The 26,363-nt window shown below is 54.4% G+C and carries 32 protein-coding genes; 5 read left to right on the plus strand and 27 right to left on the minus strand.

Features of this window, described 5'->3' with window-relative positions; translation table 11 throughout:
- Window positions 1–2 precede the first annotated feature (2 nt).
- The 17 genes from ACZ5PA_RS04360 to ACZ5PA_RS04440 form a co-directional block, all read right to left on the minus strand.
- Window positions 3–200: a DNA-directed RNA polymerase subunit N gene (locus ACZ5PA_RS04360; protein ID WP_464931052.1), complete on the minus strand. Its 198-nt coding sequence runs from the start codon at window positions 198–200 to the stop codon at window positions 3–5.
- Between the two features lie 4 nt (window positions 201–204).
- The gene (locus tag ACZ5PA_RS04365; protein ID WP_464931053.1) at window positions 205–654 is read right to left on the minus strand and encodes a 30S ribosomal protein S9; all 450 of its coding nucleotides are present in this window, start codon (window positions 652–654) and stop codon (window positions 205–207) included.
- A 3-nt stretch (window positions 655–657) separates the two neighbouring features.
- Window positions 658–1,191, minus strand: coding sequence for a 50S ribosomal protein L13 (locus ACZ5PA_RS04370; protein WP_464931054.1), 534 nt, complete (start codon window positions 1,189–1,191; stop codon window positions 658–660).
- Window positions 1,188–1,556 (minus strand): 50S ribosomal protein L18e, encoded by a 369-nt coding sequence (locus ACZ5PA_RS04375; protein WP_464931055.1) that lies wholly within the window; start codon window positions 1,554–1,556, stop codon window positions 1,188–1,190. The genes ACZ5PA_RS04370 and ACZ5PA_RS04375 overlap by 4 nt, the downstream gene beginning before the upstream one ends.
- 22 nt (window positions 1,557–1,578) lie before the next feature.
- Window positions 1,579–2,409, minus strand: a complete 831-nt coding sequence (locus ACZ5PA_RS04380; protein ID WP_464931056.1) for a DNA-directed RNA polymerase subunit D — start codon at window positions 2,407–2,409, stop codon at window positions 1,579–1,581.
- Window positions 2,409–2,852: a 30S ribosomal protein S12 gene (locus tag ACZ5PA_RS04385; protein ID WP_464931057.1), complete on the minus strand. Its 444-nt coding sequence runs from the start codon at window positions 2,850–2,852 to the stop codon at window positions 2,409–2,411. Before ACZ5PA_RS04385 ends, ACZ5PA_RS04380 begins: the two co-directional genes overlap by 1 nt.
- Window positions 2,853–2,891: 39 nt before the next feature.
- On the minus strand, window positions 2,892–3,326 hold the full coding sequence (locus ACZ5PA_RS04390; RefSeq protein WP_464931058.1) for a NusA-like transcription termination signal-binding factor: 435 nt from the start codon (window positions 3,324–3,326) through the stop codon (window positions 2,892–2,894).
- A complete protein-coding gene (locus ACZ5PA_RS04395; protein WP_464931059.1) occupies window positions 3,319–3,633 on the minus strand; it encodes a 50S ribosomal protein L30e in 315 nt (104 codons plus the stop codon). Before ACZ5PA_RS04395 ends, ACZ5PA_RS04390 begins: the two co-directional genes overlap by 8 nt.
- Before the next feature lie 38 nt (window positions 3,634–3,671).
- Window positions 3,672–4,808, minus strand: coding sequence for a DNA-directed RNA polymerase subunit A'' (rpoA2, locus tag ACZ5PA_RS04400; protein ID WP_464931060.1), 1,137 nt, complete (start codon window positions 4,806–4,808; stop codon window positions 3,672–3,674).
- On the minus strand, window positions 4,808–7,462 hold the full coding sequence (gene rpoA1, locus ACZ5PA_RS04405) for a DNA-directed RNA polymerase subunit A' (RefSeq protein ID WP_464931061.1): 2,655 nt from the start codon (window positions 7,460–7,462) through the stop codon (window positions 4,808–4,810). Before rpoA1 ends, rpoA2 begins: the two co-directional genes overlap by 1 nt.
- A 144-nt stretch (window positions 7,463–7,606) precedes the next feature.
- A complete protein-coding gene (locus tag ACZ5PA_RS04410; protein WP_464931062.1) occupies window positions 7,607–10,990 on the minus strand; it encodes a DNA-directed RNA polymerase subunit B in 3,384 nt (1,127 codons plus the stop codon).
- A complete protein-coding gene (locus ACZ5PA_RS04415; RefSeq protein ID WP_464931063.1) occupies window positions 10,990–11,229 on the minus strand; it encodes a DNA-directed RNA polymerase subunit H in 240 nt (79 codons plus the stop codon). Before ACZ5PA_RS04415 ends, ACZ5PA_RS04410 begins: the two co-directional genes overlap by 1 nt.
- 36 nt (window positions 11,230–11,265) lie before the next feature.
- Window positions 11,266–13,044: a V-type ATP synthase subunit A gene (locus ACZ5PA_RS04420; RefSeq protein WP_464931064.1), complete on the minus strand. Its 1,779-nt coding sequence runs from the start codon at window positions 13,042–13,044 to the stop codon at window positions 11,266–11,268.
- On the minus strand, window positions 13,041–13,601 hold the full coding sequence (locus ACZ5PA_RS04425; RefSeq protein ID WP_464931065.1) for a V-type ATP synthase subunit E: 561 nt from the start codon (window positions 13,599–13,601) through the stop codon (window positions 13,041–13,043). Before ACZ5PA_RS04425 ends, ACZ5PA_RS04420 begins: the two co-directional genes overlap by 4 nt.
- A gap of 33 nt (window positions 13,602–13,634) precedes the next feature.
- Window positions 13,635–13,925 (minus strand): V-type ATP synthase subunit F, encoded by a 291-nt coding sequence (locus ACZ5PA_RS04430; protein WP_464931066.1) that lies wholly within the window; start codon window positions 13,923–13,925, stop codon window positions 13,635–13,637.
- 30 nt (window positions 13,926–13,955) lie between these two features.
- Complete coding sequence (locus ACZ5PA_RS04435) at window positions 13,956–14,459, minus strand: CDP-2,3-bis-(O-geranylgeranyl)-sn-glycerol synthase (RefSeq protein ID WP_464931067.1); 504 nt, start codon at window positions 14,457–14,459, stop codon at window positions 13,956–13,958.
- Window positions 14,456–14,776 carry a C2H2-type zinc finger protein gene (locus tag ACZ5PA_RS04440; RefSeq protein WP_464931068.1) on the minus strand — a complete coding sequence of 107 codons (321 nt, stop codon included), beginning with the start codon at window positions 14,774–14,776 and terminating at the stop codon, window positions 14,456–14,458. Before ACZ5PA_RS04440 ends, ACZ5PA_RS04435 begins: the two co-directional genes overlap by 4 nt.
- 43 nt (window positions 14,777–14,819) lie before the next feature.
- Between ACZ5PA_RS04440 and ACZ5PA_RS04445 the strand changes: the two genes are divergently transcribed.
- Window positions 14,820–15,293, plus strand: a complete 474-nt coding sequence (locus ACZ5PA_RS04445) for a hypothetical protein (protein ID WP_464931069.1) — start codon at window positions 14,820–14,822, stop codon at window positions 15,291–15,293.
- Here ACZ5PA_RS04445 and ACZ5PA_RS04450 read toward each other — a convergent pair.
- A complete protein-coding gene (locus ACZ5PA_RS04450) occupies window positions 15,270–16,856 on the minus strand; it encodes a B12-binding domain-containing radical SAM protein (protein WP_464931070.1) in 1,587 nt (528 codons plus the stop codon). The genes ACZ5PA_RS04445 and ACZ5PA_RS04450 overlap by 24 nt on opposite strands.
- Before the next feature lie 48 nt (window positions 16,857–16,904).
- Here ACZ5PA_RS04450 and ACZ5PA_RS04455 point away from each other — a divergent pair, with 48 nt between their 5' ends.
- Window positions 16,905–17,528 (plus strand): hypothetical protein, encoded by a 624-nt coding sequence (locus ACZ5PA_RS04455; RefSeq protein WP_464931071.1) that lies wholly within the window; start codon window positions 16,905–16,907, stop codon window positions 17,526–17,528.
- Here ACZ5PA_RS04455 and radA read toward each other — a convergent pair.
- Window positions 17,525–18,487: a DNA repair and recombination protein RadA gene (gene radA / locus ACZ5PA_RS04460; protein WP_464931220.1), complete on the minus strand. Its 963-nt coding sequence runs from the start codon at window positions 18,485–18,487 to the stop codon at window positions 17,525–17,527. The genes ACZ5PA_RS04455 and radA overlap by 4 nt on opposite strands.
- A 205-nt stretch (window positions 18,488–18,692) precedes the next feature.
- Between radA and ACZ5PA_RS04465 the strand changes: the two genes are divergently transcribed.
- On the plus strand, window positions 18,693–19,520 hold the full coding sequence (locus ACZ5PA_RS04465; RefSeq protein ID WP_464931072.1) for a class I SAM-dependent methyltransferase: 828 nt from the start codon (window positions 18,693–18,695) through the stop codon (window positions 19,518–19,520).
- Here the strand turns inward: ACZ5PA_RS04465 and ACZ5PA_RS04470 are convergent.
- From ACZ5PA_RS04470 to udg, 4 genes are all read right to left on the minus strand, one after another.
- On the minus strand, window positions 19,507–19,980 hold the full coding sequence (locus ACZ5PA_RS04470) for a DUF2153 family protein (protein ID WP_464931073.1): 474 nt from the start codon (window positions 19,978–19,980) through the stop codon (window positions 19,507–19,509). The genes ACZ5PA_RS04465 and ACZ5PA_RS04470 overlap by 14 nt on opposite strands.
- Before the next feature lie 46 nt (window positions 19,981–20,026).
- On the minus strand, window positions 20,027–21,625 hold the full coding sequence (locus ACZ5PA_RS04475) for a DUF2070 family protein (RefSeq protein ID WP_464931074.1): 1,599 nt from the start codon (window positions 21,623–21,625) through the stop codon (window positions 20,027–20,029).
- A complete protein-coding gene (locus ACZ5PA_RS04480; protein WP_464931075.1) occupies window positions 21,622–22,491 on the minus strand; it encodes a hypothetical protein in 870 nt (289 codons plus the stop codon). The genes ACZ5PA_RS04475 and ACZ5PA_RS04480 overlap by 4 nt, the downstream gene beginning before the upstream one ends.
- Window positions 22,492–22,573: 82 nt before the next feature.
- The gene (udg, locus tag ACZ5PA_RS04485; RefSeq protein WP_464931076.1) at window positions 22,574–23,173 is read right to left on the minus strand and encodes a type-4 uracil-DNA glycosylase; all 600 of its coding nucleotides are present in this window, start codon (window positions 23,171–23,173) and stop codon (window positions 22,574–22,576) included.
- 89 nt (window positions 23,174–23,262) lie between these two features.
- Between udg and ACZ5PA_RS04490 the strand changes: the two genes are divergently transcribed.
- Window positions 23,263–23,919: a hypothetical protein gene (locus tag ACZ5PA_RS04490; protein WP_464931077.1), complete on the plus strand. Its 657-nt coding sequence runs from the start codon at window positions 23,263–23,265 to the stop codon at window positions 23,917–23,919.
- On the opposite strand, the gene ACZ5PA_RS04495 is transcribed toward ACZ5PA_RS04490, so the two are convergent.
- Both ACZ5PA_RS04495 and ACZ5PA_RS04500 read right to left on the minus strand, forming a co-directional pair.
- Window positions 23,916–24,122, minus strand: a complete 207-nt coding sequence (locus ACZ5PA_RS04495; RefSeq protein WP_464931078.1) for a hypothetical protein — start codon at window positions 24,120–24,122, stop codon at window positions 23,916–23,918. The two genes, ACZ5PA_RS04490 and ACZ5PA_RS04495, sit on opposite strands and share 4 nt — an antisense overlap.
- Window positions 24,119–24,994 carry a RimK family alpha-L-glutamate ligase gene (locus ACZ5PA_RS04500; RefSeq protein ID WP_464931079.1) on the minus strand — a complete coding sequence of 292 codons (876 nt, stop codon included), beginning with the start codon at window positions 24,992–24,994 and terminating at the stop codon, window positions 24,119–24,121. Before ACZ5PA_RS04500 ends, ACZ5PA_RS04495 begins: the two co-directional genes overlap by 4 nt.
- Window positions 24,995–25,040: 46 nt before the next feature.
- Here ACZ5PA_RS04500 and ACZ5PA_RS04505 point away from each other — a divergent pair, with 46 nt between their 5' ends.
- Window positions 25,041–25,607, plus strand: a complete 567-nt coding sequence (locus ACZ5PA_RS04505; RefSeq protein ID WP_464931080.1) for a hypothetical protein — start codon at window positions 25,041–25,043, stop codon at window positions 25,605–25,607.
- Here ACZ5PA_RS04505 and ACZ5PA_RS04510 read toward each other — a convergent pair.
- Complete coding sequence (locus ACZ5PA_RS04510) at window positions 25,594–26,142, minus strand: hypothetical protein (protein WP_464931081.1); 549 nt, start codon at window positions 26,140–26,142, stop codon at window positions 25,594–25,596. The two genes, ACZ5PA_RS04505 and ACZ5PA_RS04510, sit on opposite strands and share 14 nt — an antisense overlap.
- Complete coding sequence (locus tag ACZ5PA_RS04515) at window positions 26,139–26,312, minus strand: hypothetical protein (protein WP_464931082.1); 174 nt, start codon at window positions 26,310–26,312, stop codon at window positions 26,139–26,141. The genes ACZ5PA_RS04510 and ACZ5PA_RS04515 overlap by 4 nt, the downstream gene beginning before the upstream one ends.
- Between the last annotated feature and the right edge of the window lie 51 nt (window positions 26,313–26,363).

A 26,363-nucleotide genomic window follows, 5' to 3' on the forward strand; every position in this document is an offset into this window, starting at 1 on the left:
CTTCAGCGAACCTCGAACTGGAGGACGTCGTCTATCCAATCCACGTGGGCCATAAGCGTGCGCCTGCAACAGTATCTGGTCACGCCCAAGTCGTCGAGCACATCGCTCGGGTTCTCGCCGGCTAAGACCCTCCGTCTAAAGGGCTCCCATAGATGGCCCAGCGGCCTACCGCATGTGAAGCACCTAATAGGCGCCATCATGGTCTTAACGATACGCCTTCTGCCTCTTAGAACGCGCGTGTTTTATGCCGGGCTTCTTCGGCTCGGTCCTCCTGGGATCTCCCTTCAACATATACGGGTCGTACTGGAGGTATAATTCCCTTAATTTCTGATCCTCGAAGAACTTGACGAGCCCTCTGGCTATAGCCATTCTGACGGCCGTGGCTTGCCCCATATAACCGCCTCCATGGACCTCCACCTCTATGTCAACCTTATTCACTAGGTCGCCCGCTAGCAATAACGGCTCGGCCATTTTCTGACGCGCAAGCTCGATGGGCCAGAGCTCGAGCGGATAGCCGTTTATTCTGACGCGGCCTATCCCCGGCTTTATCACTGCCTTGGCCACCGCCGTTTTCTTCTTGCCCACGGCCAAGACCACTCTGGGCGACTCCTGCACAACGTAGGCGCCTGGCGCCTTGACTGCGGCCTCCGACATGGCCTATCGTTTATCCGTAGCTTTTATCTTTTCCAACAAGGATTGGGCCTCCTTCCACTTGCTCCACGCCCTCGGGTCTATGTGCTTCCAGAGCTCTTCGAGCGTCAAGAACTTGTACAAAGGCCTTTGTCTCATCAAGGCCTCTGGGACGTAGTATAGCTCCCCGCTAATGTTCGGGGGAACCGACATATAGACCTTCAGCCTTTTCAAGGCGCGCCTCCCCTCGGCGCTTTTGTAGGGCAACATATCGCGCACTATCCTCTTGAAAATTCTATCGGGCCTTCTGGGGATCTTAGGGCCGACCTTCTCGGGGTTGTAGTGGGTCCTCCACTCGGACACCTTCTTCATATACCAGCCGATCACCATCTTCCTATCCCCCACTATTACCGCCTTGTCTACATTAACGACGATGACGTTAACCTCCTTATTGGAGCGGAGCAGCTTCGCGATCACTGACGCGAGCCTCCCCACGACGTGGCTAGTCGCGTCTATCACGACGATCCCTTTATCCAAGTTGGCGGGCAGAGGCTTGCTCATACCACTATCTTGACGCTTGTGCCTTTGGGGTTTTTCTTGACCAGCTCGGCTATCGGCATCAGTTGGGCGCCCGACTCGAGCACGGCCTCGGCAGCGCCTCGAGAAGCCGAGACCGCTGCTATCGTTATCTTTTTCTTGAACTCGCCGCCTCCTAGCAGTTTGCCCGGCACCACGACGACATCTCCGTCGTTCGCCACCCTGTTAAGTTTCGATAAATTCACGACGACTCTCTGCCTCCGCGACCTCGATATCAGATCGGCCACGTAGGCCCATATGGGCGCGTCGTAGGACTTGGCGGCTCTTCTGAGAAATCTAACTAACATCCTCAACTTGACGTTAGTGGGACCAGTGGGATTAGGCGGCACGCCGCCTCCCTCTGGGCAATATTTAAACGTTCTCGGCCTTGGGGGCTCCCTCGAGCAGTCTGTTCGCCTCTTTCTCAACAGCCTCGAGGAACGCGGAGAACTTAGCCTTGAGCACTCTGAACGCCTCTTGTATCATCTTGTCGACGGCCATGTTGCCGTAGGACTCGAACGTCATGATGTACTTGTAGCGATCCCATTCCGCCGTTATAGCGCCGTTGCACAGCTTTTCACAAGTCTTAAGCTTGCCGAAGGTGCACTTATACGGGTCGAAGTCCCTTAGACTATCCCCGAACGCGCTCGGGCATATCGACTTGCAGTAGGACAAACACTGAGGCCCGTCTTTGTTCACCACGAGCTTAGGGAAATAGTAGTACGCGGCGAGGCCTGCTTGCCACTTAGCGTGTTCCTTGGCCCGACCAAGCCTCGCATAGGCCTCCAGAGATATCGATTGGTCCTTCGCCAATTTGACTATCGGTATATCGGGGTAGACAGGGGTCACCTCGGGATGGTCGGAGACGAGATCCCCGGAATATACAACCTTGGGCTCCTCGGCGGTTATCTGGAGGGTCAACCTAACTGTACACTCGGCGGGGTCGACTAAGCCTGACTCGCACTCCTCTATTTTGGGGAATAAGTCGAGCGGAGTCTTAAGGGGTATTAAGCCGAGCCTATGGGCCAACATCTCGTCGTACATCGACGACGTGTTGTTAATTATTATCACTTGATCTATCGCGAAGACGGGCACCTCGGAGATGACTACGCGGCGGATTGAGTTTATCAGAGACGGCTTTACCCCCTCTATGTAGGCCTTGAGGACAAGGGAATCCCGCTCCAAGACCTTAGCTGTAGGCATCAGCGGGTAGGCTTCTGCTTTTTGCCCCGGAGTATTGCGAGAAGGGAAACGCCGTTGACCTTGACCACCTTGAACCTTATTCCGGGAATATCCCCGAGCGAGCGGCCTTCGGGACCGCCTATACGCTCGATTATCACCTCGTCGTGCTCGTTTATGATGTTGAGTCCGCCGTCGTATGGCACGAACGCGGTGACGACCTTTCCGTTCTTCACGAGCTGAACCCTGACGCATTTCCTGACAGCTGCGTTCGGCTTTCGCGCCTCGACGCCTACCTTCTCCAGAACTATGCCCCTAGCCATTGGGGCCCCCTCGAGCGGATCGAAACGCTCTGCAATCCTCAGAACCCTCCTCTTGTAGGTCACATCGCTCCACCTGAACTTCCGCCTCTTCTCCCCCAGCTTCCTGGCGGCGAACAAGCCCGAAGGAGACTTCTTGCCCGGCACGGCCCCTCGTTTACCTCCGTATATAAAATTTAACGCTCCTTAGGCCAACACAACTCTGTCGACATCGTAATATCGCTTAGCCAACAGCTTAGCCTTAGCGATGTTCTTGCCGTTTTTGCCTATGGCTATCCCCTTGTCCTCGGGCACGACCGTAGTTATAGCGACTAGGTTGCCCGAAGGGGATTTGGTCACCTTCACCGCTATGACCCTTGCGGGATATAGGCTGTTCTTTATTAGCTCCTCGGGCGTCTCGGCGTATTCGACTACCTCAACCTCTTTGCCTATTATTTGCCTCAACATCCTGACGTTATTACCGCCCTTGCCTACCGCTAAGGCGGCTTGGTTCTTGCTCACTACAAATATTATTCTGTTAAAATCGCTATCTATAATCACATCAAGAGGGGTGACGCCCGTCATGGACTCAAAAAGCGTGGCGTATCTGATCTCCTCGTCGGTGAGCCTTATATCAGGCATAGCCAACCAGTTTTAGTATCTCGCTCTGGCCCGGGTCTATTACTGCTATGGACGAGATCTTAAACGGCTTTCGCGCCGCCGCGCCTAGCTCGAGGCTCGAGCCAGGGAAAGTAAAGATAGGAGCACCCGCTATTTTCGCGTAGTACTCCAAATCGTTTTTTATTCTGGGCGGGGCGTTGGCCGCCAGTATTATCATCTTGGCGCGGCCGCCTAATACGGCGTCTTTAACGCTTTTGTAGCCGATAGCGACCTTGCCGGTCGATATGGCGACTTGGAGCTCTCTCGTTATGTCTATAGACGTGCTCACGCTCCCTCGAGAGCAGACTCCATATATAAATTTTCAGTTCAGAACCGCATCAATAACCTCACCATCCCGGTCCCTATGGGTATGTGCCTACCCGCTATTATGTTCTCGAAGACGCCCTTGAACTGCTCCACGTCGCCTCTGACGGAGGCCTCCACCAAGGTCTTCACGGTCACCTCGAACGCCGCTTTCGCCAAAGGCGACTCCTTGGAGCCCACAACTCCGTGTCTGCCTATTGGCCTGACCTTTCCAAGCCAAGTCATGGCGTCGGCGACCATGTACATATGTCTACTATCTACGTCAAGTCCTTGTTCGGCAAGCACTTTCTTTATCTCTTGCGCTATCAAGGTTCTGGCGACTTCTATGCCTAAGACCTCGGCGACTTCATGTAAGTCGTTGCTATAAGTCCTAGTGTGATCTACCTCCTCGAGCTGTAGCACGCCCTCCAAGTTGCTACCCTCCGTTATGATATACCACTCCCCCGTGTTCCTGTCTTGATCCACCAACACTTTCCTTATGCCCTTTATTCCGCCTATCTTGGTCTGTAGGATCTTCTCCCTCAGCTTCCTCAGCTTCAACATGTCGGGAGTGCTTAGGCTGACGCTCACCACGTTTCCCCCCATCTCTATGGAGACCCCCTTCCCCTTCATCCTCGAGAGCACCTTCTCCACGTCCTTGGCGCTTACGCCTCTATACTTCATCTGCTCCGGGTCCAGCTCTATGGTGATGGTATAAGTTATGTAATCTATATCAACCAACTTGGCGATGCTCTCTATAGTCGTCAACTGGATTTTCTTGGCCACCTCAGTGGCGGCCTCCTTGGATTTGTTATAGGGCGGCTTTAGGTAAACGTACATGAGCGGTGTGGACGGCTTCCTTCTGGCGTCCACTATCTCTATCATCCTCGGCAAGCCGCGCGCCATGGAGAACTCCCTGAGGCCCGCGAAGTGGAAAGATCTCAAGATCATCTGGGTCGACGGCTCGCCTATAGATTGGGCTGTCACTATCCCTATGGCTTCGCCGGCGTCTATGAGCGATAATACGTAAAGCCTCAGAGCTCTATATATGAACCTCAAGGCGGTCTCCTCGTCGAGGCCCTCGACGGACTTCTTCAGATCCTCATAAAGGCTCTTCGGGATCACCGAAGAGAGGTCCTCCAAAAGCTTGGCGACCGACATCACCTCACGTACAACTTCATTATATTTACGTTCACGGGCTTGCCGTGGTCGGATTTGGACACATCGGTTCCGTCATCGCCGTATAGGGGCTGGAGCAATAGCCCCGATCCGTACCTCACCGTTCCGTCGTAGGCCACATAGGCGTCTTGTAATGCATTTATAATACGGCGTTGCATATAACCGCTCTGGGCCGTGCGGACGGCCGTATCAATTAAGCCGTCTCTGCCGCCGGCTGCGTGGAAGAAGTACTCCGTCGGGGTAAGCCCATTTATAAACGACGAAGAGACGAATCCGCCCGAGAAAGGTCCTATATCTCCCGCGGGGAAGTGCGGCAATGTCCTTGTCCTATAACCCCTCTTTATCCTCTCACCTCTTATGGTCTGCTGTCCCAGCGTGGCGACCATTTGGACTATATTTGTCAAGCTACCACGCGCACCCGTCTTGGCCATCAAATAAGCCTCGGAGTTCTTGTCTATGTGTTTCTCCACGACGCCCTCGGCATCGCTGCGCACCTTGGAGAGAATCTCGGCTAGTTTGTTCTCGAGAGTCTCCTGTACCGTATAGCCCGGCATGGCCTCAAGCTCGCCCCTCTTGTAGACCTCTATGAGTTCCATAGCCTCCTTGATGCCGTTCTCGATTATCTTGTTGACCTCGGCCATGGCCTCCTCGGATATGTACAGCGAGTCCAAGCCTATCGTGAAGCCCTTCAGGTCGAGGAACCTCAAGAAAGTCCTGAGCGATGAGTCGAGCCAGCGTCTGGCTACGTCGGATGGGTAATCCCTGGCTATGCGGTGCCACAAAGAATCCACCTGCTCGGCGCCTATGGACTTCTTGTCTAGAACTCCGGTAACCATGTTGCCGTTGATTACGATTACCCATTCGTCGTTTTCGCAAGTATACGGGTCCTTACACGTGGACTTAAACGCGGCGGGCTGGACCCAGTTGAGGTCCTTGGGCAGAGTCATGCTGATTATTTGCTTGCCCGTCCACAACTCCACGGGATGCATGATAGCAGGCTCGGGGAGATCTCCCTCGTATTTCATAGCGCCTGCCAGATAGGCCACCTCTTTCTTGGTTAACAAAGTGGTCTTGCGGGATAGTAGATATGCGCCTATTATGTAATCTTGCCTAGCGCCTATGATCGCGCCGCCGTAGCGAGGAGTAACTATGTGCTCTTGTACTAACATCAAAGTCCGGGCCTCCGCCCTGGCCTCCTCTGTCTGCGGTATATGCAAGTTCATCTCATCCCCGTCGAAGTCCGCGTTGTAGGGGGGGCAAACGGCCAGGTGTATTCTGAAAGTTCTGCCGGGCAGCACCTTGACGATATGCCCCATCATGGACACTCTGTGAAGCGACGGCTGTCTATTGAAGAGGGCTATATCGCCGTCTCTGATATGGCGCTCGACGATCCAGCCAGGCGCCAGCTTCTCGGCCAACTGTTTCCTATCCTTGACATACCTTAAATCTATACGCCTGCCCTCGGGCGTAACGACGTAGTTGGCGCCTGGCCAAGCCTCCGGCCCCCTCATTACGGCTTGCCTCAACTCCTCCAAGTTCCACTCAGTGACCCTCTCGGGGACTGTCAATATCTTAGCGATGTCCACCGGCACGCCCACCTCGTTTATGCTTATGTTGGGATCCGGGCTTATCACAGTGCGGGCCGAGAAGTTCACGCGCTTGCCCGACAAACTGCCTCTGAATCTGCCCTCCTTGCCCTTGAGCCTCTGCGCTATGCCCTTCAGAGGCCTCCCGCCTCTGTGCTTAGCCAACGGTATTCCCGGCAGCTCGTTGTCGAAGTAGGTGGCTATGTGGTACTGGAGCAGATCCCAGAGGTTGTCTATCACGTTTGTCGGCGCGCCTGTTTCTAACGCGATTTTCAGCTTCTCGTTCATCCTCATGACGTCCACGAGCTTGTGCGTTAGATCGTCCTCGCTCCTTATGCCGGTCTCCAGCTGTATCGAGGGCCTGACGTGGGGCGGGGGCACGGGCAATACTCTCAATACGCCCCACTCGGGCCGCGCGACGGTCGGGTCGACGCCGAGTAGCTCCAAATCGTTGTTGGGCACCTTGACTAGCCGCTCCAAGATAGTCTCCGGGTCGAGCTTTATGAGGGCGCCTGTCTCAGTCTCCTCGTAGAAGTTATATGGGCGCTCGAACCTGATCTTGTTACGCTTAAAGCCACAGTGGGGACACGTAGTCCTCTCGGCGGCCTTTCTGAGGATCTTCTCGTGCAGATTTGCGACTAAGAGCTTCCACCGGCCTTTGAGTCTCTGTAACCTCTCGCTATATCTTTTAATCTCTTCATCCTTGAGCATTATCCTGCCGCAGTTCGGGCACGTGGCCCTCAATACGTCGTATATAAACCTAGCGAATTCGACGTGTACCACGGGCTTGGCTAGTTCTATATGTCCGAAATGCCCTGGGCAGACATCATAAGACTGGCCGCATGTCTCGCAACGAGCGCCTGGCTCCGCGACCCCCAGCCTTCTGTCCATCAAGCCGCCTCGTACGGGCAATCCCCCCTCGTCGTAGATTTCCGACGTGGTTATCTCGAGAACTGAATATCGTCTTATCAAGTCGGGGCTTAGAATGCCGAACTTTATGCCCTTTATAACTTTAGTAGGAATAAGATCGGCTTGTTGTTGAACAGCCACGGCGAAACCGATGAGGTCTATTATATAAATTTAATCGCCTTACAAAGCCCAATAAGCGCTTGGAGCATTGAGGCCTCAAGCGCTATGAACGGCCGTAAATAGAGTCTTGATATCAGGAATATACCGGGTCCACGCCGAATATCACTACTCGAGTATCTCGGCGAGCTCAATCTTTGGGTATATGCCGAGCGCTATTAGTTCTTGCAATAAGAGCTTAAACGCGTAGGGGACTACCACTTTGGCGAATTGTCCTTGTTCGCCGTGCACAGGGCATTTAGGCCTGTTAGTCTTCGCGTCTAGATAGGCGGGGAGGCCGCAGAGCTCGCAGACGTACATAACATACTTATCGCTCGATTCCACCATCCTCTCGTAGAGCAACGCGGAGGCTCCATGCGCTATGAGGACGTCCCTTTCCATCTCCCCAAGCCTAAGGCCTCCCTCGCGCGATCTGCCCTCGGTAGGTTGCCTAGTGAGTATCTGGACCGGACCCCTAGAGCGCGCGTGGATCTTATCGGCGACCATGTGGTGCAACTTCTGATAGTAAGTTATCCCGATGAATATATCCGCCACGAGTTTCTCGCCCGTTATCCCGCTGTACATGACCTCCTTCCCGTCCCATCTGTAGCCGAGCTTCAAGAGGAGCTCCCTCAACTCCTTCTCCGTGATGCCCTCGAACGGCGTCGCGTCGATGAGCTGGCTTGTAAGCGCGCCGGCCTTACCCGCTATGGACTCGAGGAGCTGGCCCACCGTCATACGCGACGGCATCGCGTGTGGATTGATTATTATATCGGGAACTATCCCGTCCTCAGTGAACGGCATATCCTCTTGCCTCAACAACATGCCCACGACGCCCTTCTGTCCGTGACGCGATGCGAACTTATCGCCGAGCTCCGGAATACGGAGCTCCCTCAGTCTGACCTTAACTAGCTTGTTGCCCTCGGGGGATTCCGTTATGACTACTCTATCCACGATGCCGCGCTCGCCCCTTCTGACGGGTATCGAGGCATCGCGCCGTTCTTTCAAGATTTTTTCGGTCTCCAAGGTCATGTAGAAGCGCGGCGGCGCCGTCTTCCCGATTATCACCTCCCCGCCCGTGACGTAGACCTCAGGAGGCGCTATGCCGTCCTCGTCGAGGTGGCTATAGGCCTCAGGCCCTCTATAACCTCTCGCCGAAGGGTCGGGCACCTCTATCCGGTCCTCCTCGCCGCCGGGGTACTTCTGCTCCTCGGTCTCGTAAGTGCGGTAGAAGTTGGTGCGGAAGAAGCCTCTTTCGACTGACGACTTGTTCATTATAACCGCGTCCTCTATGTTATAGCCCGTGTACGTCAGAAGCGCCACCACGGCGTTTTGGCCCGCCGGCTTCCTGGAGTAGCCTATGAGCTCAAGCCCTCTGGTGGTCACAATAGGCCTCTCGGGGTAGTACAACATATGGCCGCGCGAGTCGAGCTTGTACATGAAGTTCGCTTGCGGCAAACCTAGGGATTGTTTTGCCATGGCCGCCTCGTATTGGTTGCGCGGCGATTGGTTGTGCTCTAAGTACGGTATGATCGACGCTATTGCGCCGAGGATGGACGTGGGGATTATCTCGACGTGGGTGTACTGCGACAAATCGCCGTGGGGGTCGACTGCTATATAGGCGTTCTCCTCCTCATCGGCGTCTAGGTACTCCACGATCCCCATCTTCATTAAGTCGTTCCAAGTGAGCTCGCTTGATGCCAACTTCTGGATGTGTTCCTTCGTGAACTTCAGCTTGCCGCCCTCTACGACCAGCAGTGGCCTCCTTATGCGGCCGCCGTCGCAGTTCACGTATACGGCGTTGCCCAGATGGGCCACGTTGATCTCGTCCGGTATCCTGCCTTGTCTCCTCAACTTGCGTATAGTCTTAACGAGCTCCTCGGGGTCTTGGTGTATTCCTATCAACCTCCCGTTCAAGTAGACCTCGGCCCCTTGTACTCCTCCCCTCCTAGCCTCCAACACCGGGACGACGCCCAGCTCGTTGAGCATCTTCTCGACGGAGGCTTCGTCGACGCCTATGGTTATCTCGGCGAGTAGGGCCAAGTTCTTCACGAGGCCCACGTTCTGCCCCTCCGGGGTCTCGACAGCACATAGACGGCCCCACTGAGTCGGGTGTAGATCGCGGGCCTCAAAATGCGGTTGCGTCCTGCTGAGGGACGACACGACCCGTCTTAAATAGCTCAAAGTGGAGAGGTAGTTCGTCCTGTCCAATATCTGCGAGACCCCCGTCTTTCCACCAACCCAGTTGCCCGTCGCCAGGGCTTGTTTAACGCGTTCGGTTATTATATCGGGCCTCACTATGGTCTGGAGATGCGGTATCTTCCCCCTCGCGTAATACTTCTCGAGCTGGCTCTTGAGCTCTTGGAGGAACTGCTTCATCACAGTCCTGAACAACTGCGCCAGTAGGTCGTTCACGAGCCTTACTCGTTTGTTGGCTACGTGGTCCTTATCGTCCGCCTTCCTCCTGCCCAGTTGCATCTCTACAAGCCCCTTGACTACTTGGCCCAACATCAACGCCTTCTTTATCCTGGCCTCCTCGAGGGCCTTTTCGTCGGGCTTCTGCGGGTTTAAGTTGGGCAAGAAGTACTTATCTAGGATCTGCAACGCCCTCTCGATCCTTATAGGCCTCGGTTGGCCCACGGCTATTTTACCCCCTATGAAGTCCAACGCGTCGTCCTTCGTCGTCGCTATCTCTTGGCCCGCCAACAAGGACGGGAGGAGCTCCTTCTGTATGTCAGGATCGTCCGAGACCGCCAGCACTATGTCTTGATCGCTCTCGAGGCCCATGGCGCGCATGTAGACCGGGAACGGTATCCTGACGGGTATGGCGGAGAGGGTGACGTATATCACGCCGTCTTTGTGGTATTCCACAGTCATCGTGGCGCGGTAGCCGGGGCCCGTGGATATGACCTTGGCTAAATACCTCACCGTAGGCTTATCGCCAACGTCGTATATGGGACGGTCGGTGACGAGGTCCTCTTGGCTTATGACGACTCGCTCGCTCCCGTTTATTATGAAATAACCGCCGGGATCCTCGGGGTCCTCGAACTTCTTGGCATATTCATCTGGCTTGAGCCTAGTCAAGTTGCATTTCTTGGATTTGACCATTATGGGGAGCTCGCCGGCGTATATGGTCTCAGTCGCGTAGGGCTCGTCGTCGACGTAGAGCGTCATCGTGAGGTACATGGGGGCGCTATACGTGGCGTTGCGGAGCCTGGCCTCCATGGGGTATATCACCGCCTCGGAGCCGTCGGGCTCCTTAACTCTGGGCCAGCCTATCTCGACCCTCTCTATAACGACTTTGAGCCCCTTTATGTCAGTCTCCACGACGCCCATTTCCTCTATTATCTTGGGGAGCCTTTTGTCGATGAAGTCGTTAAATGCCCTTATCTGGTGATCTACAATACCGCGATCCCTGACGAAGGCCTTGACTAAGGCCCAACGATCGTCGGAGGTGGGGAATCCCCCGTCCTCCGACCTGTACTTTATGGGTAAGGGGACGAAGTCGACCATTAGCCGGGCACAACGAGCTTGTATATAACTGATTCACCTGCAGTCTCGGAACGCCTGACTATCCGCAACACGTCGCCTGGCTTTGCGCCGACTGCTTTGACTAAAGGATCACTCGCTTTAATCCAGGGTATCTGCCACGGCCTGACGTGGAGCTTTCGCAACAAGGCCCTCGCCTCCTCCTTCGGGAGTATAGAAACCTCCAGAGGACCGAAGACATGTTCTAGTACCTTCTTGCTCACGCGTCAGTGTTCGGCCGAAATTAAAAACTTTCGCGCTCAGCCCCTCTTGGTCACCAATACGTATATCTCGGATTTCATCTCCTCTATGAACTTGGACAACGCGACCTCCACGTCTTCGCTCTTGACCTCCATGCGCAACCTCGGCAAGCGCTTGACTGAGTTGAGCTCCCTCAGAGCTGAGGCAGGAACCCCAGCCCCTATGGCCTTCAAGCCCTCCTCGTAGTACATGCGGATGGCCCTCATCAAGAGCACTTGCTTCTTGGGCATTGACGGCGTGTCCACTGGGTTGAAGGCATCTTGTTTGAGGAACCCCTCCCTTATCAAGAACGCCGTGTTCAGTATGTGCTTCTCCTCCTCGCTTAGCGCCTCCGTGCCCAATATACGGACTACTTCGAGCAACTCGGCCTCTTTGCTGAGCAGAGACTGGAAGAGATCTCTGATCCTCCTCCAATCGGGGTCCACCTTGGTCCACCACTCTTGGACCGTGTCCACATAACGCGAGAAGCCCATCAGCCAATCGATTGCGGGATAGTGGCGCGAGTAGGCAAGTCTAGGCGACAGCGGCCAGAATGCACCGATGAAGCGCAACGTATTCGACGTGACGGGCTCCGTGAAGTCCCCTCCAGGCGGCGAGACTGACGCGGCTATCGTCAAGGAGCCGACGCGTTCGCCTTTGCCCAACAGGACCACGCGTCCCGCGCGCTCGTAGAACTCGGCTAGACGCGTCGGCAAATAGGCTGGGTATCCCTCCTCAGAGGGCATTTCTCCTATACGGAGGGCCACCTCTCTCATGGCCTCCGCCCATCTGCTGGTGGAGTCCGCGGAGACCAACACGTCGTAGCCCATATCGCGGAAGTATTCGCCTATGGCGGCGCCCGTGTAGATCGAGGCCTCGCGCGCGGCCACTGGCATATTGGAGGTGTTCACGATTATGGTGGTCCTCTCCAGCAAGGACTTGCCCGTGTTGGGGTCTTTGAGCTTGAGCAGACCTTGTAGAGCATCAGCCGCCTCGTTGCCGCGCTCGCCGCATAGGACCGGGACTATGACCTTCGCCTGCGCGTAGAGGAAAAGAGTTCTGATCGTCACGGTCTTGCCGGAGCCGAACGGGCCTGGAATCGCCGCCGCGCCGCCTTTGGCTATGGGGAACATTGTGTCTATCGTCCTGACGCCTGTTATGAGGGGCTCGACCGGCGGTAGCTTCTCCCTGAAGGGCCTCGGCCTACGCACGGGCCATTTATGCCACATCCTCACCTCGACAACTCCCGACTTGGTCCTTATCCTCGCTATGACGTCGTCCACCTTGTACTTCCCCTCGGCGATCCACTCCACGATGCCCGGCGTGTTGCCGGGAAGCGGCGGGTACATGATCTTGTGTTCTATTAACGAGGTCTCCTGGACGGAGCCCAAGACGTCTCCTGGATGGACCTCCTCCCCGGCCTTGACGGCTGGTTTGAACTCGAACTCGGCCTTGAGGTCGAGGGGCGGCGCTTGGTCGTAGCCTATGCCCCTAGCCACGAAGGGCTTGTTCGCGGACTCGAAGATGACCTTAAGAGGTCTTTGAACTCCATCGTATATCCTGCCCAACAAGCCGGGCCCCAGCCAAGCGCTGAGGGGCTCTCCGCTTCTGACCACGGGCTCGCCGGGTTTTATGCCTGTTGTGTCTTCGTAAACTTGTATGAACGCCTTATCGCCTTGTATTCTGACCACTTCCCCAAATAGTTTGAGCTCTCCGACGAAGACCAACTCGTAGAGCCTAGCCCCGGGGAGATCGGCCTTGACTACAGGCCCCGATATATACTCAATACGGCCGCTCATAGACTCGCCGCTATGACCTTCTTAATTTCGTTTACGTTGGTCTCGAGCAGCGTATCTATCGTCGCATCCATGACCACCGAGCTGTCGCGCGAGGACGCGATGATGCCGCCGGCAATATCCTTCTCCATGAGGTCGCCTCTCATCCCCAGCTTCCCCATGAGCACAATTATGGCGTTCTTGTCCCTCGGGGAGGCTTGGATCACGACATCATTGCCTATTAGCTCCCTGGCCTTCAACAGCGCACCTTCTAGAAACTTTATATACCTCTCGTCGGTCCTGTTCTTGTCTATGTAGTCGAAGAGCGCCCTCCTCATCGCGTTTAGGATCTCCTCGTACGCCTCTGCTACGATCCTCCTGCTTTCGACGAGAGCTTCATATAATATCCTCTCCCTCTCCAGGATCGCTTGGCTTTGCGCATTGCTTATCTCCTCTGAATACTTAGATAGTAATTCATATGATCTTTGTTTGATTTTTGCTTGAACTTGATCGTGAAGCTTTTTCTTCAATTCCTCAAGCTCCTTGATATGTTGATTTATGAGATCCTCGAAAAGACTCATGTATACGCTAAAGTCCTTAGATTTAAAATATTGCTACCCGCCCAGTATCTGACGCACTAGCTGTAAGTAGTTCACCTCCCTTTCCATGTTCTCCAATACGCTGGGAACTTCAACTAACATCTTGTTGGGGTTCCTGAACCTTAGCTCATCAAGCTCTTTCCTTATTTGTTTTGCAAAGTTTGAAGAAATAAAGAAAACGTTATATATGTTTAAATTCTTAACGATAAATTCATATAAATCCTTGGCGTCGTTGAAAGCCCTGCCGCTGAAGCCCATGAGTTTGAAGAGATCGACCGTGTACCTATCGCCAAGAACTATAGACATGTAAAACCCTTTGTCCCATATTTAAAAGGATTACCATGGCTCTTTCTTTAGCTTGAGCTTATAGGCGGCTATGTTCGTGGCTCTGTGAATTAAAGGCGTTATCGCCACTGAGATCAACACGACGTAGATGGGTACGTCCCTATAGAGCGAGAACACGAGTAGGGACATAAGCAAGAAGTCCAATTGGTCGAGCGGGAAGGCCGGATAGCCGCGCGGCAGACACATCCTCCTCTTTATGAAGGCCCCCAACAAATCGCCGACGAGCGCAGATGTCGAGAGCACAGCGGCGTCGCTAATGCTCAAAGCCCCGTAGAGCAAGTTGGGGAACCAGCCGATAGTGGAGCCCAGAACGACCCCTATGGCGAAGCCCTCGAGGGTTTTCCCATCGCCGAATATCCTAACCCCGTGCCAGCTTTTGCCAAAATCTATTGGATGTCTCGCGGGCAGTTTAGAGGCAAGGACCGCAAGGCCGTTGGCCACGTAGGGCGGCCATATCAAGATCAAGGAGTACGCTATGAGTTCCAAGGCGTTCATTCGTGGCTCCGCATGATGTGCACGAGTAAACTCTCGCGGTCCACGAACTCCCTCCCGCACACGCCGCAGAAATATCTGCCTCCCTCCCCAACGGCGAAATGCCCTCGAAGGTGTTTTCTGATCTCTGCCCTCTTCACCTTGGCGTTACACACCCCGCACACGGCATCGTTGCCCGATATCTTCATGTGCTTCATGTAATGCGCAACGGCATCGCGCCAAGTCACGGCCGCGCCGCATATAGTACACTTGTATTGGACGGATGGAACGACGTAACCTTCCCCTTTGTTTTGGCAAACCAGGCACACCTCGCCGGCCATGCGGCGTAGGTGAGGCTTTTTTATTAAGTTTTCACGTTGAGTAGTGTTCGGGATCGCCATGCCTGATTGGAGGAGCGGAACGATAGCGGTCGTGAAAACCGACGAGAGAGTCGAGGAGGCCATCTGGCACGTCATGCGCTCTTGTGGCGTCTCGACGTTAAACCCAGCCGAGCTCCCGAGGTATAAGCTCTCGTGTATTGATCTGTTGTTGAAGAATTATCGATACGAGTCGAGGGTTTATCTAACTGATATATACGGCGTAGTCAACGCGAGGGCTCTTCGCCTCGGGGTGAACAGAGATGCCTTGTTCGAAAAGGCTTGGTACTATTTATCTAAAATTATATGCAGCGGCGTGGATAGCGCCGAATGTGACGGAGAAGCCAAGCTGTCTTGTTGCGCCCGCGACTGCGGCGGGCTCTGCGAACTGGCTAAGTTCGAGGCATTCGCCAAAAGAGGCATAGTCTTCGACTTAGTGAAGGCGCTGGAGGACGCGTTAAGCGTATCTCAGGACCTCTAGCCGTTTCTCCCTCCATTTGCTCCTCAACATCTCCTTGAAGCGTTCTATGTCCTCCTCGGCCTCGTCGAGTCTTTTCTCTACGTAGTCTATGAAGTAGTTCGTCAGAAGCCTTATGGGGGCATACCTCAAGCCCTTGAAGTAGAACTTGTTCACTATATCGCGGGCCCAGTATATCGAGTGTCTCGCCACGACCTTGAGGAGATCCACGTGCTCCGGGTATAAATTCACCTTGTCGAGCCACCCGGACTTCTCGGCCTTAACGTGGCTCATGGGCACATAGAAGAGCGGCACTATGAGGGATCTATAGGGCTTGAGCCTCTCGATCAACTCTATGGTCTGGATCACGTCGTCGGGTTGTTCCCCGGGCAGGCCGACTATCAGAGTGACGGCAGGTATCAACTGCAACTCGTGCATTATGGCCATGGACTCCTCCACCACCTCGTGCCACTGCTCTATTTTGTACGGAGCCGCCTTGCCCGGCATTATCTGCTTGGCGACTCTTATGGACCCCGTCTCCAGACCGACCTCGGCCCCCCACCAGTCCTGGTGCTCGTCTTTGATTATATCGGCTATTTTCGTCATCAATTTGCCGTATTTCCTCTCGGCGAGGACGACGGCGATGAACGTCGTGTGGCTCCAGCCGACTTTCCTATAATACCGCTTGGCGAGCTTGTGTAGCTCTATCAAGGCGGTGGGGTTCAGCTCAACGCCTTGTGAGCCGTACAGCGGCACCTCGTCCGAGTGGAGTATCCCGTCCACGACGCCGGCGCGTGCATTCACTTTGAGCTCCTCCTCTATCTTGCTTAATGGATACCAACGGAGGGGCCTAAGGGTGACCGAGCAGAACGCGCATCCTCTCGGGCAGCCTCTGCCTATTTCCACTAGGCCGTTGATGCTCGCTCCCTTGATCGTGGAGATCTCGTCGACGCTCGGCGCCTCGGACGCGCCGACGTAGATATATCTGGGCGGCGTCTTCCCGTCGAGAGCCGCCTTGACTACCTCCACCACCAGCCTCTCGCCCTCGCCGTCGAAAATGGTGTCTATTCCCCACCTCTCCACGAGGTCGGGGTAGTATAGCCATTGCCAAGCCGCCGGGCCTCCCACCATCACCTTCAAGCCGTTGGCCCTCTTGGCTTCTCGCATTTTGTCCTCTACGCTCTCCATGAACTTCTTGAAAAGATACGCGTTGAGCGTCTCCTTCCCCAACAATACGCCCCATGTGCTAGAGGGGGGATTAACGCCGAAATAATCATGGTGGCTCAACATGAGCACCTTAGCCTCCTTTAGATATCTGGGGACGTAGTCCGGGTCTATTATAGCCGCGTTTATGCCCGCGTCGAGCAGCTTGGCCTCTATCTTCCTCATGCCGTATGGCGCTTGTACTGGCCGCCCCAGCTTATCTGTCTTCATCTTAGGCGCGAATAAAAAGGCGTGGAACCTCTCGGAAAAGCCGAAGGGCAACTCGACGAAGACGGGCCCCGTGGTGCCAAAGCCTAAGAACTCCTTGCCGTGGTAGTTGGACATCATGCCTCTGTCCGTCGTGAGGATGACGTCAAAACCCATAGCACAGCTCGATGTGATAATTTAAAGCATTATCGCCGTTTTGCGGTGGTGGACGTGCTCGAGTTCAGGCCGGTCGACGAGCGAGAGGTAGAGGAGGTCTTGGCCTTGATAGAGGACTTCGGCGAGCCCCCCGTCCAGTTCACGTTGGCGTTTGTGGATAGGAAGAGCGCCAAGGAGCTATTCGGCGTTGATGTAGAGAAGGCGAGGGCTCTCGAGGGAGACGGCCGATTCGTGTTGTTGATAGCAGAGCCCGATAAGCTCTCGGTCTGGCGCGAGTTGGCGGCTATAAGAGCCCTCGTGGACGTCGACGCAATCTCGGTGTGGGCCCGCCCCGAGCACATAACGGGCGAGCTGGCGGAGCTCTTGTCCCTCGCGTTATATAGGCGTATGATAGACCTATATATAGCGCGTAAGGACGTCCAGTTGTTGGCCGGATCTTTCAATCCCCAGGATATACCTGTTGAACTGGACGACTCGAGGAGATCTCTCGTGTACACCCTCGGCCTAGACGCCACTGTGAGCATCGCAGTTGCGGGCTTCAGCTCCTTAGCGGAGGAGCTCTATCTGCGCGCCAAGAGGTCGGTCATCTACGATCTATACACTAAGTTTAGAAATTTTGTTATTAATAACTTTAGATTTGAATATATATATAATTATTTACTTTTTGCTTAATCAGTAAGGCCTTCCTCGGTTATCTTAAACGTAGCCTCGCGCTCGGGGTGATACGGCGAATCGAATATCTTCGCTATTCTTATATTCTCCTTGGACTTTCTCAACCATATACGGTAAGTAGCCCCGTGGGCCAACACGTTGCCACCCGCCGGCCTTAGCGGGTTGCCGAAGAACACGTCCGGCTGGGCCATGACTTGGTTAGTCACCACGACGGCCACTTCGTAGGCGTCGGCGAGTTTCAGCAAATCGGCTATGTGTTTATTGAGCTTCTGTTGCCTCTCCGCCAAGTTCTCCCTGCCGGGGAACTCGGCCCTGAAGTGGGCTACTATTGAGTCGACCACGAGCAGCTTCACGTTCTCCTGCTTGACGATGCGCCTCGCTTGTTCGACTAATATAATCTGGTGATCCGACGAGTAGGCCCTCGCGTAGTATATGTTCTTAAGCGCTTGGTCCGGGTCGAGGCCTCTGGCCTTAGCGATTTGTGCTATGCGCTCTGGGCGGAACGTGTTCTCGGTATCTATATAGATGGCCTTAGCGCTGAGCCCGCCCCTCTCCTCGGGCAACTGCACCATCACAGCTAGTTGATGGCAGAACTGGGTCTTGCCGGCGCCGAACTCGCCGGCTACTTCGGTCACAGCGCCAGTCTCTACGCCGCCGTTTAGCAGCTCGTCGAGGGATCTCACGCCGGTGGATATACGCTTTATGTTGACGCGCTTCTTGTAGACCTCCAACGCCGAGATGAAGCTGGAGAGGCCTAATATGCTCCTGGCCGCTTCTATTATCTGGACAGCCCTCTCCTCATTGCCTATTATATCCGCTATTTCCTTGACCGATGCAAAGGCCAAATCCCTCACGGTGTAATAGCCTTTCTCTTTAAGCTTCTGGCCAGTCACCTTGCCCACCCCCTCCAGCTCCTCTACGTCCATCTCGGCCTGTTTGGCCGCAGGCTGCTCGACCACTTCGACCTCAGCCGCTCCGGTCTCCTCCTTCTTCCTCGGCCTTGGCACATTGAAAAAGTGCGCCTAGTGAATTTAAACTTATTGTAACTGCGGACAGCGAATGTTTTTAAACCGGCTAGGCGGTTTTGTCGAATGGAGAACCTGCTGGCTCCGATAGATGAGGCCGGGGTCAGGGACTGACAATATATACCGGCTCTCTTGAGACGTGGCTTTGAGGAGGCTCTTGAAGGGCATCGTCCCCGACGACCTACTGCCGTTAGTGCCGTCTTCTTTCGACATAGTGGGCTCGCGGCAAGGCGCCGTCGCCATGATAGAGATCCCGGACGAGCTGGAGCCCTACAAGGGCGAAATAGCAAAAGCCGTAAAGCAGTTGAACAGGAACATAGGTGCCGTGATTAGACGCAAGGGGGGCAGGTCCGGCCCCTATAGGCTTTATGACTACGAGGTGTTGATAGAGGGGCCCACCGAGGTCGTGCACAAGGAGCGCGGGTATCTAATAAAGGTGGATCCCACCAAGGTCTACTTCTCCCCGCGCGATCAGACCGATAGGGCCGAGATAGCGGAGGCTGTAAGGGATGGAGAGCGCGTGTTGTACCTCTTCGCCGGCGTTGGGCCCTACGCCGTCGCGATAGCTAAACGCAGAAGGGTGCGTTGGATATACTCAGTGGAGTTGAACCCTTGGGGGTTCAAGTACATGGTCGAGAACGTGAAATTGAACAAACTAAACGTCGTAATACCCGTTAGGGCGGATGTCGCGGACTTCTGCGAGGCGTTCGCGGCCAAGGCCGACAGAGTGCTCATGACGCTCCCGCTAGGCGCCCATGAGTACCTCAACGCCGCGCTTAGATGCGTGGAGGACGGCGGCCTTATCCACTTCTACCACACAGGGCCCGAGAAAGACCCGTTCGGCGAGGCCGAGGGCCTCATAGCTGTGCTGTGCCCTAAGTGCCTAGTGTTGAATAGGAAGGTGGTGAGGGATTACGCCCCCCACGTCTATAAAATCAGAATTGACGTGCAGGTCAGAAGAACCTAGGCGTCTCTTGACCTCCCCTCCTTCTACCTCCTCCCTCTCCTTGGCCTTGTGCTCCCCTCTGCATTATATATAGCGTTATGACCTCGGGCACTTTGCCCTCCTTGGCATACTTGGCGAGCAGATCACGGTATTCCGTGGTGTGGTCTATGTCTACCTGGATGAACTTAACCGCTACTTCGCGCAACATGTTCTCCAGCCTCCTCAACATGTCCAGCGGCATTATCGCTGTGACAAGCGGGTTATTGAGCCAGGACTCGAAGTCCTTTAACACGCGCCCTATGTAGCCCAACATAGCTTGCGCCGAATAGAGAAGCGTCAATCTGTCCGCGGTCTCCATGACTTTGCCGTGCGCTTCGAGGTCGTTGACTATACGTTGTTGCTCCTTCACCCACTGCTCCAAGCGCTCCATCATGCTCTCGAGGTAGTCCATTATAGGCTCTGAGGCCGGTACGTCCGACATGTATACTGTACCGTCCGATATTAATAAAGTTATGTCCTCGCCGAGCTCACAACAGCGTTGCCAACAACAACGGCACGAGGACGAGATAGGCCAACATCAAGATTCCCAACTTCTTATAACTCTCCACGACGCTGCGTATTTGGGCGAAGTTGGGGCCGAACACCTTGACGGCTATCTCGATCTCCCCGTAAGCGCCGCGCTTAGGGGTGCCGAGCGAGCGCTCAGCAACGGCCACGGCCCTCTCCGCGAGCTTGAGCAACTCCTCGTGCCTTATCCCGGAGCCTACGGTCCTATATCCGCCGTTCCCGACGCCCATGCCAGTGGATGCGTGTGTGTCCGTCGTTATCGCCTCGACTAGGTCATAGGCGCCTTTGAACTTTTCGACCAGCTTCTTGTAAAAAGCAGCATCCATGTTGTTCCCGTCAAACACCAAGAGGAGGGCCTTGCGGTTCCCGCACTGAGCCACCACAGCTGCTATCCCGCCCGCGCCCAGCTCCAGCCTTAAGGGATCCACAAAGGAGGCATCGGCCTTCCCTACACCTATTCTGAAACCCTTACAACGTTCGAGCTTCGACAACGCTTCTAGGGCCCTCTGGAGGGAGGCCACATCCTCCTCAGTCCAGCGCAACGTACCGTCGAATTTATTCTGCGCGTCGACCAACACTAGGCCCTTGTCGTCTATCCGCCTCGCGACGTCTAGAGGGATGTCGTCTGCCGCCGAGTTTATCCTCGACACTATGGCCAACGGAGGTCCCACGCCTAACGAATATGCGACGACCCTAACGTCGCCGACCTCGAGCTTCCCGTGGATTACACCTTCGTCGACGTCCTTCGTGCTGAGCGACGACGCTGCTCTGAACACCTCGTCGACTATCCTCTCGACGTCCTCCGACGAGACAGGGTCCCTCTCGTGGCCGCCCACGCCGTGTAGGAAAACAACGTCGTAGCCGCCCCTCAGCCCTCTAGTCACTAGTTTCTCTACCAAGATGCCCCCTCCTACGTTTCTGAACGGGCCTGGGTGGAAGTCCGACACGACGAACAGGAACCTTCCGCCGTTTTCTATCAAGTAGAGGCGCACTTTGCCCTTCTCCTCGACCCCTAGGGGCTTAAAGGCGTAGTCGAACATGCCCTCGGCCGACACCGAGGAGTACAGAAAGCTGCTTAACATACAGAGGGCGTCGCCTCTGTGGACCCTCTCCGCCAGGTATCTCCTCACTGGCGGCGTCGAGATCGCGAGCACCGCGCTGGCGGCGGCGAGCGCGTAATCGTGCGCGTAAAGGTAAAACAGCGGGGTGGCCGCGATGGGCAATAGGTACAACTTACTGTTGCACCTCAACGCCATGGCCATAGAGGACGTTGCCAACGAGGAGAGGACCAAGTAGTGCAACGGCGGCTTGCCGGCGATTAGGTCGAACAAAGCGCCGATGCCCACCGAGAAGGAGGTCACCTTGAATACTCCCAGCTTAGACCAAAGCCTTCTCCCTACTATAAAGAAGAATAAACAAAATATAATAAATTCTATAAGATAAATTTTAGTATTTTTTATAAAGCTTGATATAAGTATTATAAGAAATAATATATATGAAAATATATTCGGGGCTTCGCTGAATATACTATTATAAGCCTCTTCAAATGTCCGCCTCATAAGCTCTCTATATATGAACGTATAGCCATGGCTTGTGAATGTGTCGATATATATTTACTTAAATATATATTATATTTTGGAAATTTATATATGTATAATATTTCATTTAAAGTGTCGAGTACAACATATCCTGATGTAGATATATCGAGCTCGTTTATCCTATTAGCTACGTGGCGGTGCGTCTTGTGGTCCACGTATGGATGCAACAGAACTGCGTAGTCGAGACCGTATTTGAGATAGTCGTCGATGGCGGAAAAGCCCATGTGCACAGTCCTCCGTATATCCATATACTTTATTCCTAATATATATTTATTCTTATATTTAACCAATATATCTATTTTTGTATTATATTTATTTATTAATTGTGGAATAAATGAAATTTTATACATGATTTTCTCAATTGAGCCGCCAAGAAAGAATTCCGCCTCGTTCAAATACGCCGATAAGGTCTCGACGATCTCGCCGCCCCCTAACCCCGAGATGCTCGCCACGTAAGGTCCCCTAATGGGCGAGGGCTCTTCCTCTACGGGCAAGTATTCCAGTAGCTGATCGCTTAGGGCAGTATAGGGGACGTAGAAGAGCCCGCCTAAGTTCTCGGCGATTCCGGCCCTGGCCATATAGGAGAGGGCTTGGCAGATCCCGCCGCCGTCTTCGCATTGGACTACCAAGCTCCCCGAGAGGAAGGCATATACGCGGTTCTTCACGGCGTTGTTCCTCAATCGGCCCAGGGCGCTCATGACGTCGCTGGATAAGTCCACTATCTTCTCCTTCAACAAATCGAGGGGATAACGCCTATTCGCCTCCTCGGCCTCGGCTCTGTGATCGGCCGCCGTGCAGTTAAGCCTCTCAACGCAGAGCAGATCCACGGGGTCCAAGAGTTCCTAAAAAATTTTCAGACAATCGAGCGCTCTTCACGGATCCAGCCGGGGATAACTCATCACGTCGAGGTCATAGATATCTCAAGAGATTCCCTCCTGTGCGGCCAATAAATCTTGAGATGTCCTCCTCGAGCGCAGCCATCAGTTTAGGGTTGTACAGAGCAGCGGCTGGGTGATACGTCACACAGATGGTCGCATCGAGGTCGCCCAGCTTGGCCTTGAAGCACCTCCCCCTGACCTCGGAGACCTTAGAGACCTCACGCCCCGTGAGGCCCAACAAGGTCCTGGCGCTGTGGGCGCCCAGCGCTATTATCAGTCTAGGCCTCACAGCGTTTATCTGGTCGATTAAGTACGGGAGACAAGCCGTTATCTCGTCGTCGAGCGGCTCTCTATTGCCCGGGGGCCTGCATTTAACTACGTTCGTTATGAAGACGTCACGGAGTCTATCAATTCCGCTTTTCGTCAATATTTGGGTCAAGAGCTTCCCCGCCGGCCCCACGAAGGGCCTCCCCTCCAGATCCTCCTTCTCCCCAGGCGCCTCCCCCACGATCATGATGCCCTTCTCGGCCCTCCCCTCTCCTGGTACGGCGAGGTGCCGCGTTGTGTGAAGTCTACACTTAGCGCATTTCCGAATCCTCTCGGCTATCTCGTTGAGCCTTGTTTGATCCACTAAAAGCCGTCTGGACTTGATTTTATGACGTTATGTGAGAATACATCGGCTTAACTACTACCCTTTTTATCGACGCGCAATATCGTCATGTGGTGATCTGGCGTTTGTTCTCTCAACAGAAGCAGAGGGATCTGCCCAGAGTGGGGGGGAAGCCCGTGTACATTGGAGGCGTGTTGTTGTTGGGCACCGCCGAAAAGGGCGAATTCGACGTGCGTAGACATAAGCTAGTCGCTATCTACATAAGGGATGGCGCTGGGCTATACAGGCTGGACACCAGCGATGTGAGGGTGAAAATAAGCAAGGAGAGCGTGGACCTGGACGTCTCGGCGGTGCCCAAGTTCTTCGAAATAAAGATGAGGGAATTGAACTCCATAGTGGAGAACTTGGGCAAGGAAAGGGAGAGCATAGAGGAGGCATATCGCAAGCTCGAGGAGGCCCTCATAAAGGGCACTATAAGTATGCAGATATACGAGGAGTCCAAGAGGAGGATCTCCGAGAAGGAGAAGAGGCTCGTCGCCTCTTGCGCTGAGGCCGAGAGGAGCTTCATAAAAATAAACGATGACTTGAAGAGGCTCCTCAACGACGTAGAAAGGAAGAGGGAGGCCTTGGAGGCCAAGAGGCTTCTCGACAAGTTGGATAAAAACGAGGAGGAGGCCTTGATGGGGTTGACTGCCCTTAAGACCAGCGTGTTGTCTATAGAGCAGATGTTGAACACGCTCCTCTTGCAACTAAGGCTCGTCTGCTAGTCCGCTATATCGACGCCGGAGAACTCGCTGGGAGGCGCTAGACGTCCGTCCTCGTCGTAGTAGCCCAAGATCTGGTGCTCCCTATTGGCTCTACACTTCCTGCAATATATATAGAGCCTTCCCCCAAACACCGTGAGGTTAAACCCGACGTCTAGAACGCGCTCGTTGCCACAGACTGTACAACGGAGCAACCACTTGGTCATTTCTTGAGCCTTTCTATGTACTCCACTATATATTGCGCCGGGTTTATACTTGTGCTGGACTTGAACCCGCGCCAATCGGGCGACGCGTTCACCTCGAAGACGACGTAGCCGTCCTTGCCCTCGCCTATATCTACGCCCGAATAGACCAAGCTGAGCGCCTCGGTGGCCCTCACGGCTATCTCCTCCAGCTCCGAGTTTAGCGAACACGGCTCGGCTCTAGCTCCTTGAGCTATATTGGTCTTCCACGTATTCGAGATCCTATACATACATCCAATGGCCTTGCCGTCGACTACTATCACGCGGATATCCCTGTTGGGCTTCTCGACGTATTTCTGCACGTAGAGGGGGTTATGGGATATCAAGAGGGTCCTCATGACTTGGAACGCGAGGTCGGGGTCCGAGAAGAGCATAGCGCCGAACCCCCTGCTGCCTTGTATCGGCTTCACGACGATGGTCTCGAGGACCTTCGCTGCGTTGTACGCGTAGAATAGATCCTCGGTGGCGACGGTAATCGGCACCGGTATCTTGGCCTTTTTCAATACGTATAGACTCTTCAACTTATCCCGGGACGTCATCAAGCCGCGGATTGGGTTTATCGCCGTGGCGCCCTCTTCCTCTAAGATTTCGAGCGTCGAAACGCGCTTGATCAAGGTATTGGCGTCTAGGAGAAAGCCTATGCCTCTTATCACCACTACGTCGGGCCTTAACGGACCCCTTCGCGTCTCCACGAAGACGCCGTCTTGGCCGAGCCTAACCGAGAGCCTCTGTATTGGGATATACCGATGCCTCAAACCCTTTTTCCTCAACTCTAAAATGACGTCGCGGGTTGGCTCGTCCGGAATCGGCGATTCGGCGACCACGACGACCTCCACGGGGGTTCGCATTTCAGTTTATATAAGGATAGACGTCGTTAGTTAAGTGAGGTTGAGCGCGTCGAGCGGGATCACTTCCTGCCCCTCTTGCGGATTCACGATGCCTGGATTAGACATATGTAGATTGACAAACACGTGCGTGGAGTGCGCGCGCAAGGCGCTGGGCGATGCGTGCAACGCTTGTCCCGAAAGGGCCAAGTGTGATGTGGCCCTGGAGGGGTTGAGGTTCATCAAATCGCTTGAGCCCCGGCTCGATGTGTTCATCGATGTTTCGAAAAGAGTAGTAGGCAAGGTCGAGAAGTACGGCAGAGTCGACATAGCGATAACGTTCATGAAGCTGTTAATGGGCTTAGTCAAGGCCTTAGAGAGAGTCGGGCCGCAGAAGGCGTTCCCCGCGTGGGTATCCACGATATTGCGGCGGGACGTAGTGGCTAAATTGGCGAGGACGCCGTACGTGTTCGCGGACGATTTCTATGAGGAGTTCAAGTGGTTCTGCGCGGAGTTCAAGTGCAAAGGCCTAGAGGCTCCCTTATCTAATCTATTGGCCTCGGTGATCAGCCTATCGTTGATAGAAGGCACGATGGACCCCTCTAGGTATTTCAACCTCTCCTAGCCCGACGCGGCGCGTAGTACGCCAACAAAAGCCCCAAAGTCCTCCTCGCTAATAAGTACGCAACAACGGCGCCTATGACCATGAGCTCGTATGCCCCGAAAGCGATGTACATACTGAGCTTGAGGCTGTTTATACAAGAGGGGAGAGCCGACGTAGCGACTACGCTCGCTTCGCACATGTTCTCTACTACTCTATCGGCTAAGGGCGTGAAGGCCGAGGCCGCAAACGCTATCGAGATTACCGAAAGCGCTATCGCGGCTATGAGCAACTTAACGGCGGAGCCGTACTCGCCCCGGAAGACCCCGGACTTTGAGAGGTATCCAGCTATGGCCGAGATTATGGACAGTATGAACGACGATATGAGCATTCCGTTTAGCACCTGATCCGCCAGGAAATAGCTGGGAAGCCCCAGTGTTATATATACGGCGATGCCCGCTATCGGCGCTATCATGGACAGAAGCACGGCGCTCCATATGTACTTGCCGTACTGCGTTCTCCTCTCCTCTATCTCCTTCAGCGTGCGGGCCCTGCTCATCTCGACAAGTAGATCACCTCGCGTATCTTGACCTTACAATGAGGGCATACCAATAGCCTTTCCAGAATCCTATTCCCAGTCAAGTGCTCCACGCGCATAATCTTGTTGTCCTCGCTCATAGGCCTTCCGCAAGAGGGGCACACCAAGAGGTAGTCCAAGTCGATAGCCACAGCACCATTCATCCGGCCTTTTAAAAGGTTTGAGCTTTTAATAAAGCCGAT

This window comes from Thermoproteus thermophilus, assembly GCF_055392855.1.

Excerpts from the sequence above, each read along its gene's own strand:
- ACZ5PA_RS04470 (WP_464931073.1), bottom strand. The coding sequence starts at position 19,980 with ATGTCGGACGTACCGGCCTCAGAGCCTATAATGGACTACCTCGAGAGC.
- ACZ5PA_RS04495 (WP_464931078.1), bottom strand. The coding sequence starts at position 24,122 with ATGACCAAGTGGTTGCTCCGTTGTACAGTCTGTGGCAACGAGCGCGTT.
- ACZ5PA_RS04440 (WP_464931068.1), bottom strand. The coding sequence starts at position 14,776 with ATGGCCGGCGAGGTGTGCCTGGTTTGCCAAAACAAAGGGGAAGGTTAC.
- ACZ5PA_RS04435 (WP_464931067.1), bottom strand. The coding sequence starts at position 14,459 with ATGAACGCCTTGGAACTCATAGCGTACTCCTTGATCTTGATATGGCCG.
- ACZ5PA_RS04370 (WP_464931054.1), bottom strand. The coding sequence starts at position 1,191 with ATGAGCAAGCCTCTGCCCGCCAACTTGGATAAAGGGATCGTCGTGATA.
- ACZ5PA_RS04390 (WP_464931058.1), bottom strand. The coding sequence starts at position 3,326 with ATGCCTGATATAAGGCTCACCGACGAGGAGATCAGATACGCCACGCTT.
- ACZ5PA_RS04510 (WP_464931081.1), bottom strand. The coding sequence starts at position 26,142 with ATGAGCAGGGCCCGCACGCTGAAGGAGATAGAGGAGAGGAGAACGCAG.
- ACZ5PA_RS04420 (WP_464931064.1), bottom strand. The coding sequence starts at position 13,044 with ATGAGCGGCCGTATTGAGTATATATCGGGGCCTGTAGTCAAGGCCGAT.
- ACZ5PA_RS04365 (WP_464931053.1), bottom strand. The coding sequence starts at position 654 with ATGTCGGAGGCCGCAGTCAAGGCGCCAGGCGCCTACGTTGTGCAGGAG.
- ACZ5PA_RS04380 (WP_464931056.1), bottom strand. The coding sequence starts at position 2,409 with ATGCCTACAGCTAAGGTCTTGGAGCGGGATTCCCTTGTCCTCAAGGCC.
- ACZ5PA_RS04430 (WP_464931066.1), bottom strand. The coding sequence starts at position 13,925 with ATGTCTATAGTTCTTGGCGATAGGTACACGGTCGATCTCTTCAAACTC.
- ACZ5PA_RS04360 (WP_464931052.1), bottom strand. The coding sequence starts at position 200 with ATGATGGCGCCTATTAGGTGCTTCACATGCGGTAGGCCGCTGGGCCAT.
- rpoA2 (WP_464931060.1), bottom strand. The coding sequence starts at position 4,808 with ATGTCGGTCGCCAAGCTTTTGGAGGACCTCTCTTCGGTGATCCCGAAG.
- ACZ5PA_RS04425 (WP_464931065.1), bottom strand. The coding sequence starts at position 13,601 with ATGAGTCTTTTCGAGGATCTCATAAATCAACATATCAAGGAGCTTGAG.
- ACZ5PA_RS04410 (WP_464931062.1), bottom strand. The coding sequence starts at position 10,990 with ATGGTCGACTTCGTCCCCTTACCCATAAAGTACAGGTCGGAGGACGGG.
- ACZ5PA_RS04450 (WP_464931070.1), bottom strand. The coding sequence starts at position 16,856 with ATGGGTTTTGACGTCATCCTCACGACGGACAGAGGCATGATGTCCAAC.
- ACZ5PA_RS04475 (WP_464931074.1), bottom strand. The coding sequence starts at position 21,625 with ATGAGGCGGACATTTGAAGAGGCTTATAATAGTATATTCAGCGAAGCC.